17 protein-coding genes and 1 pseudogene are annotated in these 14525 nt (G+C 64.1%); 14 read left to right on the forward strand and 4 right to left on the reverse strand.

Going from position 1 to position 14525, the window contains the following annotated elements; all coding sequences use genetic code 11:
- Window positions 1-235: 235 nt before the first annotated feature.
- Both ACJEIK_RS21665 and ACJEIK_RS21670 read right to left on the reverse strand, forming a co-directional pair.
- Window positions 236-700, reverse strand: coding sequence for a DUF5078 domain-containing protein (locus ACJEIK_RS21665; protein WP_060999962.1), 465 nt, complete (start codon window positions 698-700; stop codon window positions 236-238).
- A complete protein-coding gene (locus tag ACJEIK_RS21670; RefSeq protein WP_133428112.1) occupies window positions 697-1068 on the reverse strand; it encodes a DUF732 domain-containing protein in 372 nt (123 codons plus the stop codon). The genes ACJEIK_RS21665 and ACJEIK_RS21670 overlap by 4 nt, the downstream gene beginning before the upstream one ends.
- Window positions 1069-1199: 131 nt before the next feature.
- Here ACJEIK_RS21670 and ACJEIK_RS21675 point away from each other — a divergent pair, with 131 nt between their 5' ends.
- From ACJEIK_RS21675 to ACJEIK_RS21685, 3 genes and pseudogenes are all read left to right on the forward strand, one after another.
- Window positions 1200-1871, forward strand: a complete 672-nt coding sequence (locus tag ACJEIK_RS21675; protein WP_133428143.1) for a TetR/AcrR family transcriptional regulator — start codon at window positions 1200-1202, stop codon at window positions 1869-1871.
- Between the two features lie 259 nt (window positions 1872-2130).
- Window positions 2131-2322: pseudogene (locus ACJEIK_RS21680) on the forward strand (antitermination regulator); the annotation flags it as partial.
- A gap of 47 nt (window positions 2323-2369) precedes the next feature.
- Window positions 2370-3640, forward strand: a protein-coding gene (locus tag ACJEIK_RS21685) for an IS3 family transposase (protein ID WP_135356434.1) whose coding sequence is annotated in 2 segments (ribosomal slippage) — window positions 2370-2643 and window positions 2643-3640 — 1272 coding nt in all. Because the reading frame shifts where the segments join, the coding sequence is not laid out codon by codon here.
- 11 nt (window positions 3641-3651) lie between these two features.
- Here the strand turns inward: ACJEIK_RS21685 and ACJEIK_RS21690 are convergent.
- Window positions 3652-3834: a hypothetical protein gene (locus ACJEIK_RS21690; protein WP_409430263.1), complete on the reverse strand. Its 183-nt coding sequence runs from the start codon at window positions 3832-3834 to the stop codon at window positions 3652-3654.
- 905 nt (window positions 3835-4739) lie between these two features.
- On the opposite strand from ACJEIK_RS21690, the gene ACJEIK_RS21695 reads away from it, so the two are divergent.
- Window positions 4740-5378, forward strand: a complete 639-nt coding sequence (locus tag ACJEIK_RS21695; protein WP_409430264.1) for an acyl-CoA dehydrogenase family protein — start codon at window positions 4740-4742, stop codon at window positions 5376-5378.
- Here the strand turns inward: ACJEIK_RS21695 and ACJEIK_RS21700 are convergent.
- Window positions 5340-6653 carry an IS256 family transposase gene (locus ACJEIK_RS21700; RefSeq protein ID WP_409430265.1) on the reverse strand — a complete coding sequence of 438 codons (1314 nt, stop codon included), beginning with the start codon at window positions 6651-6653 and terminating at the stop codon, window positions 5340-5342. The genes ACJEIK_RS21695 and ACJEIK_RS21700 overlap by 39 nt on opposite strands.
- 185 nt (window positions 6654-6838) lie before the next feature.
- Between ACJEIK_RS21700 and ACJEIK_RS21705 the strand changes: the two genes are divergently transcribed.
- From ACJEIK_RS21705 to ACJEIK_RS21750, 10 genes are all read left to right on the forward strand, one after another.
- Window positions 6839-7459 (forward strand): hypothetical protein, encoded by a 621-nt coding sequence (locus ACJEIK_RS21705; protein ID WP_409430266.1) that lies wholly within the window; start codon window positions 6839-6841, stop codon window positions 7457-7459.
- A gap of 105 nt (window positions 7460-7564) precedes the next feature.
- A complete protein-coding gene (locus ACJEIK_RS21710) occupies window positions 7565-8614 on the forward strand; it encodes a flavin reductase (RefSeq protein WP_157923462.1) in 1050 nt (349 codons plus the stop codon).
- A complete protein-coding gene (locus tag ACJEIK_RS21715) occupies window positions 8611-9681 on the forward strand; it encodes a maleylacetate reductase (RefSeq protein ID WP_055119118.1) in 1071 nt (356 codons plus the stop codon). Before ACJEIK_RS21710 ends, ACJEIK_RS21715 begins: the two co-directional genes overlap by 4 nt.
- Window positions 9674-10012 (forward strand): dioxygenase, encoded by a 339-nt coding sequence (locus ACJEIK_RS21720; protein WP_409430267.1) that lies wholly within the window; start codon window positions 9674-9676, stop codon window positions 10010-10012. Before ACJEIK_RS21715 ends, ACJEIK_RS21720 begins: the two co-directional genes overlap by 8 nt.
- A gap of 153 nt (window positions 10013-10165) precedes the next feature.
- Window positions 10166-11710, forward strand: a complete 1545-nt coding sequence (gene istA, locus ACJEIK_RS21725) for an IS21 family transposase (RefSeq protein ID WP_109558051.1) — start codon at window positions 10166-10168, stop codon at window positions 11708-11710.
- 54 nt (window positions 11711-11764) lie between these two features.
- Complete coding sequence (istB, locus tag ACJEIK_RS21730) at window positions 11765-12520, forward strand: IS21-like element helper ATPase IstB (RefSeq protein WP_074360265.1); 756 nt, start codon at window positions 11765-11767, stop codon at window positions 12518-12520.
- 115 nt (window positions 12521-12635) lie between these two features.
- Window positions 12636-13214 (forward strand): hypothetical protein, encoded by a 579-nt coding sequence (locus tag ACJEIK_RS21735; protein WP_409430268.1) that lies wholly within the window; start codon window positions 12636-12638, stop codon window positions 13212-13214.
- Window positions 13215-13238: 24 nt separating this feature from the next.
- Complete coding sequence (locus ACJEIK_RS21740; protein ID WP_409430269.1) at window positions 13239-13736, forward strand: ACT domain-containing protein; 498 nt, start codon at window positions 13239-13241, stop codon at window positions 13734-13736.
- A gap of 12 nt (window positions 13737-13748) precedes the next feature.
- A complete protein-coding gene (locus ACJEIK_RS21745) occupies window positions 13749-13913 on the forward strand; it encodes a hypothetical protein (RefSeq protein ID WP_160109707.1) in 165 nt (54 codons plus the stop codon).
- A 15-nt stretch (window positions 13914-13928) separates the two neighbouring features.
- Complete coding sequence (locus ACJEIK_RS21750; protein WP_409430270.1) at window positions 13929-14489, forward strand: helix-turn-helix domain-containing protein; 561 nt, start codon at window positions 13929-13931, stop codon at window positions 14487-14489.
- Window positions 14490-14525: the final 36 nt, after the last annotated feature.

Below are 14525 nucleotides of genomic sequence, written 5' to 3' on the forward strand. Positions count from 1 at the left end.
TGCCTTCTCCAGAAGTTGTCGACCGCGCGGTCGTCGGGCATGCGGAGGCGCGCCACCGTTGGCGGGCCCCCGGACATCTAGCTAGGTAACCTAACGGAAAAAGTGGATAGAGTCCATCCATTTAAATCTCGTCTTCGTTACAACCAGGCCCAGGCCCGGCGCATTCCCGTCATGCGCACAGAAATGTGGATTTCACCTAAATATGTTGCACAGCAATGTATTCAGCGACAATTACTCAGCTATTGGAGGCGAAATCCCAGACTTGCATGTTGCCGGCGGGGTAGCTCAGGCACACGTCGGTGGCCTTGGCGACCACACCCTTGTTGTTGAAGAACACCTTGGCCCAGTTGCCCCAGTGCGTGGCCACCTGTTCGTAATACACGTTGGTGGCGGTGTCCTCGGAGTACTGCCGGCGGGCTGCCGGGTCCAGCGAGAAGAACCAGTGGATGCGGTCCTCGGCCATCTGCTGGATGTCGACCGGCCGGTTGTTCCGGTCGATCATGTAGCGCTGGTAGTAGACCGGACTGGTGTCACGTACCGCCTGCAGGTACTGCTCGGCATCGCAGGTGGTGTTGATGATCCGGCGCGGGATCGGGTAGTCGTCGGTCGCATCAGCGCCAGCCGGAACCGCCACCGACAGAGAGGTTGCGAGGCCGAGCGTCATGGCGGCCAAGCCGATACGGAGCGATCGCCGCGTCATGCGCGGTCTCCTGCTTGCGACTGATGTGCGGCGTCTTCCAGTACCGAGCGCTTATCAGGGCAATAGAAATCTATTGCGGCACTGAGGAATTGCCAGTTCTGCTGGGTGGCGTTCTGCCGCGACAAATTGGTTGCGACGAACTTGGCCGACTGATAGGCGTCGTGGTCGACGTTGTTGTCCAACCGCTGGCAGGCAATCTTCCCCAGCCAGGCGTTGTAGTCCTTCGGTCCATAAATCCCGTAGGTGTGCAACTGATTGGCGAAGTCCGTATCGGGATCGGCGTGCGCAGGCCCGGAGCCGGAAACCGCCGCGACGATTCCGATAGCGGCGGCGGCCAACGCAGGTACGGCCCGGTGATGTCGTGTCATGCTGCGCGCCCTCCGATCGCGGATCACCACAGTCGTCAGCCGATCGCAGTGCTCGGCATGAAACTATTCCGGTAAGTGGATGGAGTCAATCCACTTACCTGAATCGTGTCCCGGATTACACTGCGGGGGTGATGACCCGCCCGACCACAGATCGACCATTGCGCAAGGACGCCGTGCGCAATCGTCAGCGCGTGATCGACGCGGCTCGCGACCTGTTCGCGACACAGGGCCTGAGCGCAACGCTCAATGACGTGGCGCACCACGGCGGGATCGGCGTCGGCACGGTATATCGCCGATTCCCCACCAAGGACGAGTTGATCGAGGCCATCTTCGAGGACGCGATCGACGAGATCGCCGCATTGGCCGATTCAGGATTGGAATTCGACGACTCCTGGGCGGGATTCACCTGGTTCGTCGAACAGATGGGCCGGCAGACGGCCACCGATCGTGGCCTGCGGGACATCCTCTACGGCAAGGGCGGCGGCGGCAACCGGGTGGATGCGGCACGCACCCGCCTGGTGCCGAAACTCGCGAAACTTGTTGAGCGCGCTCAAAAAGACGGCTATCTGCGACCGGGCATCACCGAAAGCGACATGCCGATCCTGGGGCTGCTGGCCGGCACCGTCAGCGAATTCGCCGGGCACGTCGACGCCGACCTGTGGCGACGGTACGTGGCGATATTCCTCGATGGACTGCGCGCTCGCGATGGACAGGACAAGCTGCCGGTCGAGGCCCTCGACGAGGACCAGGCGGCGATCGCCATGACCACCTCACCACCGGGGTCCTGCTTCGGCAAGCAGTAGCGGCCCACGGCGCAGGAGAGGGCTCGCCCGCTCGCCCGCCTTCGTCTTACCCAGCTGTACTGGCGACAAACACCAATGTCGTTGGCAGCGTTGATAACCCAACGCATCTGTCGGTACGTGAGATGGCTTCAGGCTCGGCTGCCGTCCGTTGCCGCGACAGTTTTTGGTCGTTCCCCCACGGCGTCGATGCTCTTGAGGTTGTATTCGTATGGGGCAGCGTTGCTGTCGTCCAGTGGCTTCTGCGCGATCGAGGTGAGCGGTGCCCGACGGAGTCAGCGGCGAGCCGGCAGCGGCGGCGCACGGCGCCCGGTCGTGGGAGGTCGCCGCGGTGCTGGCCGGCGGCTACGCGCAGACGATCGGTAGGTTCCAGTACTTCCTCGCGGACCAACGGTGGGTGTGGTCCGATGAGGTCGCGCGCATGCACGGCTACGAACCCGGACAGGTTGAACCGCCCCGGGTTTGATGCACACCTTCTTTCGAGGGAAGGTAATTCGCATCATGCCGAAGAAGTACGACGAGGAGTTCAAGGCCCGGGCGGTGCGGTTGGTCGCTGACCATGCCGACGAATACGACACCCGCACGGCCTGCATCACTGCGGTCGCCAAGCGGTTGGGAGTTTCGTACGAATCGCTGCGACGATGGGTCGCCCAGGGCGAGGTCGATGCCGGGGATCGTGCCGGGGTGCCCAGCGATACCGCACGGGAGTTGCGCGAGCTCAAACGCAAGAACAAGGAGCTTGAGGAAACGATCGAAATCCTCAAGGCGGCAACAAGTTTCTTCGCGCGGGAGAGCGACCCGCGACGCCGCTGATCTGTGCGTTCATCGCCGAGCATCGTGCTCGGTTCGGGGTCGCTTCGATCTGCCGCGTGCTGTCCGAGCATGGCTGCCAGATCGCCCCGAGAACCTTCTACGCCTGGCTCACCAGGCCCCCGTCCGCGCGGGCCTTGTGGGACACCGTGATCACGCAGGTGCTGGCCGGCTACTACGAACCTGACCGGGCGGGCCGGCGTAAACCGGAGTCGTTGTACGGCGCGGTCAAGATGTGGGCTCACCTGCAGCGCCAGGGCATCGAAGTGGCCCGTTGCACCGTCGAACGGTTGATGCGGGCCAACGGGTGGCGTGGGGTCACCCGGCGCAAGAGGGTCCGCACCACCATCGCTGACCCGGCGGCCGGGCGGGCACCGGACTTGGTGGACCGCCAGTTCCGCGTACCGGCACCCAACAAACTGCTGGTGGCCGATTTCACCTACGTCCGATTGTCGTCAGGAGTGTTCGTTTACACCGCGTTCGCCATCGACGCGTACGCCGGGCGGATCGTGGGCTGGACCTGCTCGGCCGGCAAGAGCGATGCATTCGTTCGGCGGGCGATCCGCCACGCCGCCGAACTCCGGCGTCGTGAAGGTAATCCGTTGTCCGGCAGAACTATTCACCACTCCGATGCGGGGTCTCAATACACGTCGGTGAAGTTCGGGGAAACCCTCGCACTATCGGGGTTGGTGGCATCGATCGGATCGGTCGGCGACGCCTACGATAACGCTCTGGCCGAAACCACGATCGGGCTCTACAAGCACGAAGCCATCCGCGATGACTCCCCGTTCCGGCATGGCCCGCTGCACCGGCTGACCGACGTGGAACTGCTCACCGCCGACTGGGTGAACTGGTACAACACCGACCGGCTCATGCATCGCCTGGGCCGCATCCCACCCGTCGAGTACGAGGCCGTCTACTACGCTACGAACACAGCCCAATCCGCGGCTGCACACCCATAAACCGGTGTGCATCAAACTCGGGGCGGTTCACGGTGCTTGGCGAAGCCTTCGGGGCCGGGCACGAAGATGTCGACGCCACCGTCGCCTTGACTAGGTCGGACGCGAACGGCGTTGGGGAAGTCGCTGCAGATGAACATGCCAACGACGGCTTCGATGTCGTCGCCTTCATGGCGAGTCCATTCAACTCGCGCCATGGACTACACCCTCTTCCAGACTGCGGGAGCGGCGCCGTCTGTGCCGAGCGCCAACGCCTGAGACTCACTCAACCACCCTGCGGCCGTGTGCTGGCGCCGACACCCCGAACTTCTGATCCCACACTGGAGGCGCGTTGCGGGCGCGGCGGTTCGGCCAGCTGGCACCCCCATCGAATGCCGACGTCCGGAGCTGTAGCAGCTGGGTCCGTCTTCCAAAGAGGCGCTCGATGCTATGGCGCGGTCGGCCTAGTGTCAGCTCATGCCGTCGTCGCGGGCTGCCCGAAGTCCTCAGCGTGTTCAGCCTAAAAAGGAGCCCCGGCAGTCATCATTCATCGGTCGGCGTGGCCTACCGGAGACGGTTGGTTAGCATTGCTGGACATTCTCAAATCCGTGTCACTTGAGACATCGGAGTGACATCGATTTTGAGAATGTGACATCACGTTTGAGAACGGACAACCGCCTGTCCGTTCTCATATAGCTTGTCACATCCCAGGCCGCTGAGCTGGGAAGACCGAGACGTTCTCGTTTGATGTCACGCTCGCTTTTCTCAATTTTGTCACTTTTCGCATCCGCTCCGCCGGCAGCGCTGTCACCGGAAGCGGTTCCGCTGCGCCGGCCTAAACGGCACGCTCGGCGTCGATGTAGACAACCGCCAGGTCCACACATCGCGTTGTCGAAGTTTCGTCACTTTCAAACTCGCGGCGGTTCACTGGATGGCAGATCTGTTCAAGTTCGATGCGTCGTGTGTAGAGGTCACGTCCGAGGACTTGTTCGGCGTTCTTACGTGGCGGTATAGGTGAGGGTCAGACACGTGCAGGTCGGGTGACCTCACGCTATGGCTGGGGCTAGTCCGCGCGGGAGCCTGTCATGGCAGCCCGCCAACGACGGCCGAAGGAAGCAGAAAGATGACCTCACCCGCGACGACGCGAACGGCGCGCCCTGACTCTCTCACCCTCGATGAGGCGCTGGAGCGCGCGCGTTCGATCGGCCAGCAGGTTCTAGCTGAGGCTCCCGATACTGAACGAAAATCTCGTCACTCCGAAGCACTGCACGCGCAGTTCCTCGACGCTGGTTTCTACCATCTCCTGCGCCCGAAAACTTGGGGCGGCTATGAGTTCACTCTCCCTGACTTTCTGAGGGTCATGCGCGAGATTGCGTATGCCGACATGGCGACCGCCTGGTGTCTGACACTTGCTTCCGGACACAATCTGCAAGTCGCCTCTTACTGGAGTGAGAAGGCACAGCGGCAGCTTTTCGCGGGCGATTATTTTGCTGCGCCGATGACGAGCGCACCCTCAGGCACCCTCACCCGGGTCGACGGCGGCTTTCTGGTCGACGGCGTGCACCGATACGCCTCCGGTGTGCCTTACGCGACGCATTTCAGTGGGCACGCCTTCCACGATGACCGACCCGGCGTCGTCTCGAACTTCATCGCTCCGCGCGGCACGTACGAAGTGCTCGATGATTGGGGAGAGCAATTGTCAATACCTGTGGATCGGGGTGTTTCAGGCGACCTCCGTTTCGGTGTGTTGATCGCCGTCTGACGGTGGTGTCGGTGGGGTGATGTCGGTGGGTCGTTCGAGCAGTTTGCCTTTGTGGAAGACCGCTCCGGCGCGGACGAGGGCGACCAGATGTGGGGCGTTGACGGCCCGCCAGCGGGCTTGGGCGGCGTCGATCAGCTTGTAGGCCATGGCCAATCCAGCGGCCCGTGATCCCGGACCCTTGGTGACCTTCGTTCTCAAACGCACTGTGGCGAAGGTGGATTCGATCGGATTCGTGGTACGCAGATGGGTCCAGTGCTCGGCGGGGTAGTGGTAGAACTCCAGCAGGACATCGAGGTCGTCGACGATCTTGGCGACCACTTTCGGGTACTTCGCGCCGAAGGCAACCGCGAAGGCCTTGACCGCGACCTGAGCTTTGTCGATGTCTTCGGCGTTGTAGATGTCCTTGATCGCCGCCAGCGCGGCCGGATGCGCTGACTTCGGCAGCCCGGCCAGGACGTTGGCCTGCTTGTGGAACCAGCAGCGCTGCTCTCGGGTCTTCGGGAATACCTCCCGCACCGCCTTCCAGAACCCGAGCGCGCCATCGCCGACGGCCAGCACTGGGGCGGTCATGCCGCGGCGTTTGCAGTCGCGCAGCAGATCCGCCCACGACTCGCATGACTCCCGATAGCCGTCGGTGATCGCCACGAGTTCTTTGCGGCCGTCAGCGCGCACGCCGAGCATCACCAGCAGGCACAGCTTCTCCTGGTCCAGGCGGACCTTGAGGTGAATGCCGTCGACCCACAGGTAGACGTAGTCGCTGCCGGACAGGTCCCGGGCAGCGAACGTACGGGCTTCGTCTTGCCACTGCGCGGTCAGACGGGTGATCGTGGTGGCCGACAACCCGGCACCCGAGCCGAGGAACTGCTCGAGTGCGGGCCCGAAGTCGCTGGTCGATAGGCCGTGCAGATACAGCAGCGGCAGCACCTCACTCATCTGCGGGGACTTGCGTGCCCAGGCCGGCAAAATCGCCGAGGAAAACCGCTGCCGCTCACCAGAATCGGGGTCGACACGGCGATCGTTGACCCGCGGCGCCTTCACCTGCACGGCACCGGCCGCGGTCAGCACCTCACGCGGCTGGTGATAGCCGTTGCGGACCACCAGTCGGTGACCGTTCTCGTCACGCTGATCAGCGAATGCGGCGACGTACGCGGCGACCTCGGCCTGCAGGGCAGCGGCCAACATCTGCCGGGCTCCGTCGCGGACGATCTCGTCCAACAACGACCGGCCGGCCTCGCCGCCGTTGGCCTCCTCGGCATCGTGAACTACGGTGAGCATGGGCGTACCTTCCCAACCAGCGCGCCAACGCCGGTCTTGATCGAATACCTGATTCCGTGATGATCATCCTCGGGAAGGTGCGCCCACTTTCAGGCCACCTCCTCGGGCCTCATCCACAGGTATTGATCATTGCTCATAACGATTGGGGAGGCACCCTCGGGCTAAGGGGTAGCGGTTCAAACTCGGTGAAGTTCGAGCGCGCCTTCATCCCCGAAGAGTTTGTGCTCGAAGGGGTCAGTCAACTCTCGATCGATCCGGCCACCCAGGCCCCCGGCCGGGCGCTGCACGCTAACCCGATGTATGGGGCGCCGGGTATCGGGTTCTTCTCTCTCGAACTGAATTCGCTCGCCCTCGGCGCGGCCCTCGCTCTGTTTGACGAATACGACGCTCAGATGACGGTGCGCAAGACCGTGAACGCTCCCTTCGTCCTGCGTGTGGACGACACCTTCTTCCAGTGGCGCTACGGACGAGCTCGGGCGAAACTCGATGCCTCGCTCGCGAGTATGGACTTCGCGGGAGCGTTGTTTGACCGCACCATCGCTGACTCGGTGTCAACTCCTTACTCACGAGCGTCGGACGTCCACGTTGCCCTCGTCGCACATGAATCCGCACGACTGCTCTGGGACGCCGTCAGCGATTTTCTCTTCAAGTCGATCGGTTCGAGTGCCGTCGTTCAGGGCACTCGCACTGAACGCATCTGGCGAGACCTCAGTCAATGGTGGGGTCACCTCAACACCCAACTTGCCGATCCCACCGCCGCCATGTACGCCGCGGAACATTTCGCCGGCGCGCGAGCGGAGTCATGATGACGCCCGCTGAGTCCGTGTCCGCACCGAGTGAACTGACGAAACCGGTTGCGCCACATGAGTTCGTGACGGCGATGAATTGTTTCACCTCGGGGGGTGGCCGTCGTGACTTCCCGTGATGACGGGCAGCCGGTCGGGGCCACCGTCGCGGCCATTGCCCCGATCGCTTCTGACCCTGCCACGGTCATGGTGTCGCTGTCGTCGACGTCCCGCACCGCGCTGGCCATCTTGCGTACCCGCACGTTCGCGATCAACATTCTCGATGAGGACGCTGCAGCGGTCGCTGGTCGATTCGCCACCCGCGATGCAGACAGGTTCGCGGGACTCAAGTTCGCTGACGATGTCCTTGGAAACCCGGTCCTGGCGGGCCGCGTCGCGGCACTCAGCTGCCGCATCGTGGACGCGATCCCCGCCGGATCACATTGGGAGTTTCGCGCCAGCGTGGTTGGTGTAGACACCGTCGACGGTAACCCCTTGGCCTACTACCGCGGCAACTTCGCACACCTTCGGACCGAAGCCGACCGTTCGGTTCTCGACACGGTTCGCGCACGGGTCCTCGCGCTCCGCACCGACTCGGCGCACGTACTTGACCCGGACGAACTCGCACGCGATCTCGGCGCATCACGTGGCACGATCCTGCGTGCCCTGTCAGCACTGAAATCGGAAGGACTCACCGAACGGGTCGACGGGGTGCACAGCGTGGCCGCCGTTCCAGACGAGGTGGTCGACGACGCTTATCAAGCGAAACTTGTGATCGAACTCGGCGTGGCCGCCCAGATCATCGGCCGCATCACCGACAACGACGTCGCAACATTGCGTGCCCTTCTGCAGCCGATCCGTCGTGCAGGTCCTGGCGGCTCGGCGGAGAGCATCCCGGACCTAGTCAGCGCTTTGCATGACTGCGCAGAGGTATTCGTCGGGCTTGCGGGGTCCGAGTCACTGCTGCGAGCGTACCGTTCACTTGGGTTGCCGGGCATCGACCGCCGAACGATCACCGCGGCGATCTTCGCCAACATCTCCCCAACGGGTGGCTTTGAAGAGGTGGTCGAGGGACTCGAACGCCGCGACCTCACCGCCGTCATCACCGCCCTGCGTTCGCAGCGGCGCTCCCCCGCCTTCGTGCGTGACGCAACAGCTGAAAGAGCGTTGAGATGACGAAGCTTGCCTTCAGCTACCGTGCGCTGCCCGTCCAGGTCTACTTCGGACGTGAGTCCGCCGCTGACAACGTTCGCCGTGCCGTCGACGACCACCATGCTCGCCGCATCCTGGTCGTCGCCTCGTCGTCACAGACCGCCAATGTCGAGCGTCTGACCGCGCAATTCGGTGACCGCGTAGCTGGTCGATTCGCCGGAGTCGTCGAGCACGTTCCGGCGGCTACAGCCACTGAAGCGGTCGAGGCCGCGACGTATGCACACGCCGACCTCGTCCTCTCCATCGGAGGCGGATCGAGCACGGGTACGGCCAAGGTCATTGCCCTGGAAACGGGTCTTCCTATCGTGGCTGTGCCGACGACGCTCGCTGGATCGGAGATGACTGACACCTGGGGTATCACGACAGATGGACGCAAACAGACCGGACGGCATCCGGCAGTGCTTCCGCGCGCGGTGGTCTACGACCCGGTGCTTCTAACCTCACTTCCGCCGGCCTTGGCAGTCACATCGGCGTTCAACGCCATGGCCCACTGCATCGAGGCCTATTGGGGCACCGCGGCAAACCCGGTCAGTTCGGTACTGGCGAGTGAGGGCGTACGGCACCTCGCCGATGGCCTCCGCGCTCTTCAAAGAGGCGAGCAGGATGCGCTCGACGAACTCCAGTACGGCAGCTTCCTTGCTGGGCTGGTGTTCGCACAGGCGGGCTCGGGTCTCCACCACAAGATCTGCCACGCGCTCGGTGGTGAGTTCGACCTTCCCCACGCGGCGACCCACACAGTCATCCTGCCGGAGGTTCTGCGATTCACCGCACCGAGCGTTCCGCAAGCTGCTGCAGCGATCGCTGAGGCGCTCGGAGCCGTCGATGCGGTGGACGGTCTTGATGCGCTGATCGTTCAGACCAAGGCACCGCGCAGCCTGTGCGACGTCGGCCTGAATCCAGACCAGATCACCACCGCCGTCGAGGCCATAGCCGGGCGCCTCCCGATCGACCACCCGCGGCCAGTCACACGCGCCGGCCTGATGCAGATTCTCGCGGCCGCCTCCGAGCGAAGGGACCCCATGGATGAGTGACAACGCTGAGGTGTCCCCGGTGAATGTGTCGAGGGAGACCGAACTGACCGAGAGGGTGGTCGCCAGCTTCGCAAACAGCCCGAACACTCGTCTCAGAGTGGTCATGTCCTCGCTCGTGCGACACCTACACGGCTTCATCCGCGAAATTCGCCTAAGCCAGACCGAATGGGACACCGCGATCGCTTTCCTGACGCGCACCGGTCACATCACCGATGAGCACCGGCAGGAATTTATCCTCCTGTCCGACGTGCTGGGTGCCTCAATGATGACGGTCGCCGTCAACTCGCCCCCTCACTCGGATGTCAGCGGTCACGTATTTCCCCAGGTTTGAGGGGTTGTCCGTCACGTAATTCCCCACCCTGGCTGTCACGTAATTCCCCACCCTGGGCGGTGTGTCTGCCTGGTGTGGGCCTCGTTTACCGGTTCGCTCTGCATCCATCTGATGGTGGATGGAAGGGCGCTGATGGCGAGGAGAAGTATCGTGATGCTCGATTTGGTCGAGTTGTTCACCCACTGGCACGCGGGCCGTTCGCAGGTCCAGTTATCGGAGTCGCTGGGCATTGACCGCAAGACCGTCCGCAAATATTTGGCTCCGGCGGTCGCGGCGGGTATCGGCCCGGGTACGGAGCCGCTGACCGCGCCACAGTGGTCGGAGCTGATCGGCGGGTGGTTCCCGGAACTGTCCGATCCTGCGGCGCGGGCGCTGACCTGGCCGCTGATCGAACCGCACCGGGACCAGATCAAGACCTGGCTCGATGCCGATGTCACGATCGCCACGATCGCTCAGCGGTTGCGGGACGAGCATGCGGTAGCGGTGTCGGAGTCCTCGGTTCGGCGTTGGATCGCAACACATTTCGCGGAAGAGGTGGCACGAGCGAAGGTGACCGTGCCGCGCGGGCCGGTCGAGCCGGGCAGTGAAGCGCAGATCGACTACGGTCGCCTGGGCATGTGGTTCGATCCCGCGGTGGGCCGCCGGGTGGCGGTGTGGGCGTTCGTGATGGTGTTGGCGTGTTCGCGGCACCTGTTCGTGCGCCCGGTGATCCGGATGGACCAAACCACCTGGTGCGCTTGCCATGTCGCGGCGTTCGAGTTCTTCGGCGGGGTCCCGGCCCGGTTGGTGTGTGACAACCTCAAGACCGGGGTGGACAAACCCGACCTGTATGACCCGAAGATCAACCGCGCCTATGCCGAGCTGGCCACCCACTACGGCACCCTGATCGACCCGGCGCGGGCGTTCAAACCCAAAGACAAACCCCGCGTCGAACGGCCCATGCAATACATCCGGGATTCGTTCTGGCGCGGCCGCCAGTTCGACGGGCTGCCCGCGATGCAAACCGACGCCCAGCGCTGGAGCATCGAGGTGGCCGGGGCGAGGTCGTGTCGGGCACTGGAGGGCGCGCCGCCGTTGCGGGTGTTTGAAGCGATCGAAGCCAGCGCGTTGATCGGGTTGCCGCCCAGAGTATTTGAACTGTCCACCTGGTCGATCGGCACCGTCGGCACCGACGCGCACCTCAAGGTCGGCAAGGCGTTGTACTCGGTGCCGTGGCGGCTGATCGGGCAACGCCTGCATGCCCGCACCGCCGGCGACGTGGTACAGGTCTTTCACGCCGATGCGGTGGTGGCCATCCACGTGCGCCGCCCATCGGGGCGCTCGACCGACTTCGCCCATTACCCGCCGGAGAAGGTCGCGTTCGCGATGAAAACCCCGACCTGGTGCCGGCGCACCGCCGAACTGGTCGGCCCGGCCTGCGTCGCGGTGATCGCCGCGTTCATGGCCGACAACGCCATCCACCATCTGCGCGCCGCGCAAGGAGTGCTCGGGCTGCGCGACAAACACGGCTGCGACCGGTTGGAGGCCGCGTGCGCCCGCGCCATCGCCGTCGGTGACCCGTCCTACCGCACCATCAAAGGCATCCTGGCCGCCGGCACCGAACACGCCGGCGACGAACCGCCCGCCAGCACCGGCGCGGCGGGGGCGTTTCTGCGTGGCCCCGACCAGTTCGGCACCGATACCGGCATCATCGCCTGATCGTCACCAATTCCACACTGCTGCAACATAATCAACCTTCAAAGGAAGCCCACCATGTCTATCTGTGATCCGGCGCTACGCACCGCGCTGCGCACCCTGAAACTGTCCGGCATGCTCGACACCCTCGATGCCCGGCTCGCCCAAACCCGCGACGGCGGCCTCGGCCACCTCGAATTCCTGCAAGCCCTCTGTCAAGACGAGATCGCCCGCCGCGAATCCGCCGCTCTCACACGGCGATTGCGCCGCGCCAAGTTCGAAGAACAGGCCACCTTCGAAGACTTCGACTTCACCGCCAACCCGAAACTGCCCGCCGCGATGCTGCGCGACCTGGCCGCCCTGCGCTGGCTCGACGCCGGCGAATCAGTCATCCTCTACGGCCCCGTCGGCGTCGGCAAAACCCATGTGGCACAAGCACTCGGACATCACGTAGCCCGCCGCGGCGGGGACATCCGCTTCGTCAAATGCGCCCGCATGCTCGCCGACCTTGCCGGCGGACACGCCGACCGCACCATCGGCCAGCGCATGCGCGAGTACACCCGGCCCCTGGTACTGATCGTCGATGACTTCGCGATGCGTGAGCACACCACCACCCAATCCGACGATCTCTACGATCTGGTCTCCGACCGGGCCATCGCTGGCAAACCCCTCATCCTGACCAGCAACCGCGCCCCCAAAGACTGGTACCCGCTGTTCCCCAACCCCGTCGTGGCCGAATCCCTACTCGACCGACTGATCAACACCAGCCACCAAGTCCTCATGGACGGACCCAGCTACCGACCCCGGAAACGACCCGGCCGCACCACCACCTAGACAACGCCCGCCCCGACCGGTAAGACCAACACGAGGCCCACACCTGGGGAATTACGTGACAGCAACCCCTGGGGAATTACGTGACCGACGACACTCGGAGGCAACCGAGTCGACCGTGTTCGGACCGTTCTTCGTTGACGACGCTCCGACGATCATGAACGGTGACGACATCGGGCAGGGGATGGTCGGACGACCCTGCCACTTGCGCGGCACGGTGCGTTCGACCAATGGCGATCTCATTGCAGGCGCTCGCGTCGAAGTGTGGGCCGCCGACGACGACGGCTTCTACGACGTGCAGTACGAGGGTGCCCGGCTCGCCGGCCGCGCCCGGCTACACACCGACCTGGCCGGACATTTCGACTACTGGACAGTGCAACCCGCTGCCTACCCGATCCCGCACGACGGCCCGGTCGGACAGCTTCTCGCGGCGGCTGGACGCTCACCCATGCGCCCGGCTCACATCCACTTCATGGTGAGCGCACCCGGCTACCACACGCTGATCACCCACATATTCGTAGAGGGTGACGAATGGCTCGGTCACGACACCGTATTCGGCGTCAAAGAGTCCCTGATCGTCCCCTTCACCGTTCACGAGCCGGGTACGGGTCCCCGCGGGAAGCTACTGCGCGAGACCTGGAGCTCGACATCCTTCGACATCTCGCTCGCACCTGTATCCGACGACCCGGTCAACTGACCGCCGCCCGAGAAAGCACATCCCATGGCACCGACAACACGCCTGCGCGACCACGCCTGCCTCATCGTGCACGGACCTGACCAAGCCGGGCTCGTCGCTGCAGTCACGGCGCTCATCACCCGCAACAAGGGCAACATCGTCTCACTCGATCAGTACTCATCAGACCCGGAAGGCGGCGACTTCTTCCAGCGGGTGGTATTCCATCGCAGCGATCTGCAAGCAGCGATCGCGGATATCGAATCCGACCTGGCGACCAGCCTCGAACCCTACGGGATGAAGTGGCTGCTGACCGACCAGTCAAGGCCAAAGCGCATGGCAGTTCTCGCATCGAGGTCCGATCACTGCCTGCTCGACCTGCTGTGGCGTCACCGGCGCGGCGAGCTGCCGGTGACGGTTCCGATGGTGATCTCCAATCACACGGATGTGGCCAGCGATGTTCGCTCCTTCGGCATCCCCTTTTTCCATGTGCCCTCACAAGGGCCGGACAAGTCAGAAGCCGAGGCAAGGATCATGGAGTGTTGACCGTCTCTCTGGATGGCTATCACGGGGTGGCCATTCGTCATTGATCTTGCCGATGTGATCGGTGGCGTGGCCCGCCGGCTTGAGCTTGGTGGTGTGCACCATCAGTGTGATGAGGAACTGATGGGTGCGCGGCACCCCGCCGAAGTCTTGGCGGGCTCGCAGGGTGCCGCGCTGTAGTGCACGGAGGCACTGATGGTGACGGTAGAGGCTGATCTGGTCTGCGTCGAGTCCCGGTTGGCAGCTGGCCAGATCAGCTGCCCGGCGTGCTCGCAGGGTGTTCTTGGCGGCTGGGGATTCGCCCGCACTCGCCGTGTCGTCGGTCTGGCCGGTGCGGTTCGGCCGCGGCGGGCGCGGTGCCGGTCGTGTCTGGTGACCCATGTGTTGTTGCCGGTCACGGTGTTGCTGCGTAGGGCTTATGCGGCACAGGTGATTTGGGAGTCTTTGTCGCTGCGCGGCCACGGGCAGGGGTATCGGCAGATCGCTGAGCAGTTGCGGGTTCCGGCGGCCACGGTCCGCGGCTGGCTACGTCGGGCCGGCGGGCGACTTGAGGCGGTTCGGGCGCGGTTCCTCATGGTGGCGGTTCGAGTCGGGATCGATGTGACGATTCCCGACGAGCGGAGCAGTCCCTGGGGTGACGTGGTGGCGGCGGTCAACGCCGCGGCGGCGGCGATCCGGCAGCGGTTCGGACCGGCCGGATTGGTGGGCGCGGTGACGCCTGGCGTGTTCCCTGTGAATGAGTCCAGCGTGTTTTAGAGTCCCGTGGCCCGGTTTCGGGCCGAGAAGGGACGA

It is taken from the genome of Mycobacterium sp. SMC-16 (assembly GCF_046250085.1).
Classification (GTDB): Bacteria; Actinomycetota; Actinomycetes; order Mycobacteriales; family Mycobacteriaceae; genus Mycobacterium; species Mycobacterium phocaicum.

What these genes read in the sequence shown, in the direction of transcription:
- ACJEIK_RS21665 (WP_060999962.1), bottom strand. Translation starts at nt 700, where the DNA reads ATGACGCGGCGATCGCTCCGTATCGGCTTGGCCGCCATGACGCTCGGC.
- ACJEIK_RS21670 (WP_133428112.1), bottom strand. Translation starts at nt 1,068, where the DNA reads ATGACACGACATCACCGGGCCGTACCTGCGTTGGCCGCCGCCGCTATC.
- ACJEIK_RS21675 (WP_133428143.1), top strand. Translation starts at nt 1,200, where the DNA reads ATGACCCGCCCGACCACAGATCGACCATTGCGCAAGGACGCCGTGCGC.
- ACJEIK_RS21690 (WP_409430263.1), bottom strand. Translation starts at nt 3,834, where the DNA reads ATGGCGCGAGTTGAATGGACTCGCCATGAAGGCGACGACATCGAAGCC.
- ACJEIK_RS21695 (WP_409430264.1), top strand. Translation starts at nt 4,740, where the DNA reads ATGACCTCACCCGCGACGACGCGAACGGCGCGCCCTGACTCTCTCACC.
- ACJEIK_RS21700 (WP_409430265.1), bottom strand. Translation starts at nt 6,653, where the DNA reads ATGCTCACCGTAGTTCACGATGCCGAGGAGGCCAACGGCGGCGAGGCC.
- ACJEIK_RS21715 (WP_055119118.1), top strand. Translation starts at nt 8,611, where the DNA reads ATGACGAAGCTTGCCTTCAGCTACCGTGCGCTGCCCGTCCAGGTCTAC.
- ACJEIK_RS21720 (WP_409430267.1), top strand. Translation starts at nt 9,674, where the DNA reads ATGAGTGACAACGCTGAGGTGTCCCCGGTGAATGTGTCGAGGGAGACC.
- istA (WP_109558051.1), top strand. Translation starts at nt 10,166, where the DNA reads ATGCTCGATTTGGTCGAGTTGTTCACCCACTGGCACGCGGGCCGTTCG.
- istB (WP_074360265.1), top strand. Translation starts at nt 11,765, where the DNA reads ATGTCTATCTGTGATCCGGCGCTACGCACCGCGCTGCGCACCCTGAAA.
- ACJEIK_RS21740 (WP_409430269.1), top strand. Translation starts at nt 13,239, where the DNA reads ATGGCACCGACAACACGCCTGCGCGACCACGCCTGCCTCATCGTGCAC.
- ACJEIK_RS21745 (WP_160109707.1), top strand. Translation starts at nt 13,749, where the DNA reads ATGGCTATCACGGGGTGGCCATTCGTCATTGATCTTGCCGATGTGATC.
- ACJEIK_RS21750 (WP_409430270.1), top strand. Translation starts at nt 13,929, where the DNA reads ATGGTGACGGTAGAGGCTGATCTGGTCTGCGTCGAGTCCCGGTTGGCA.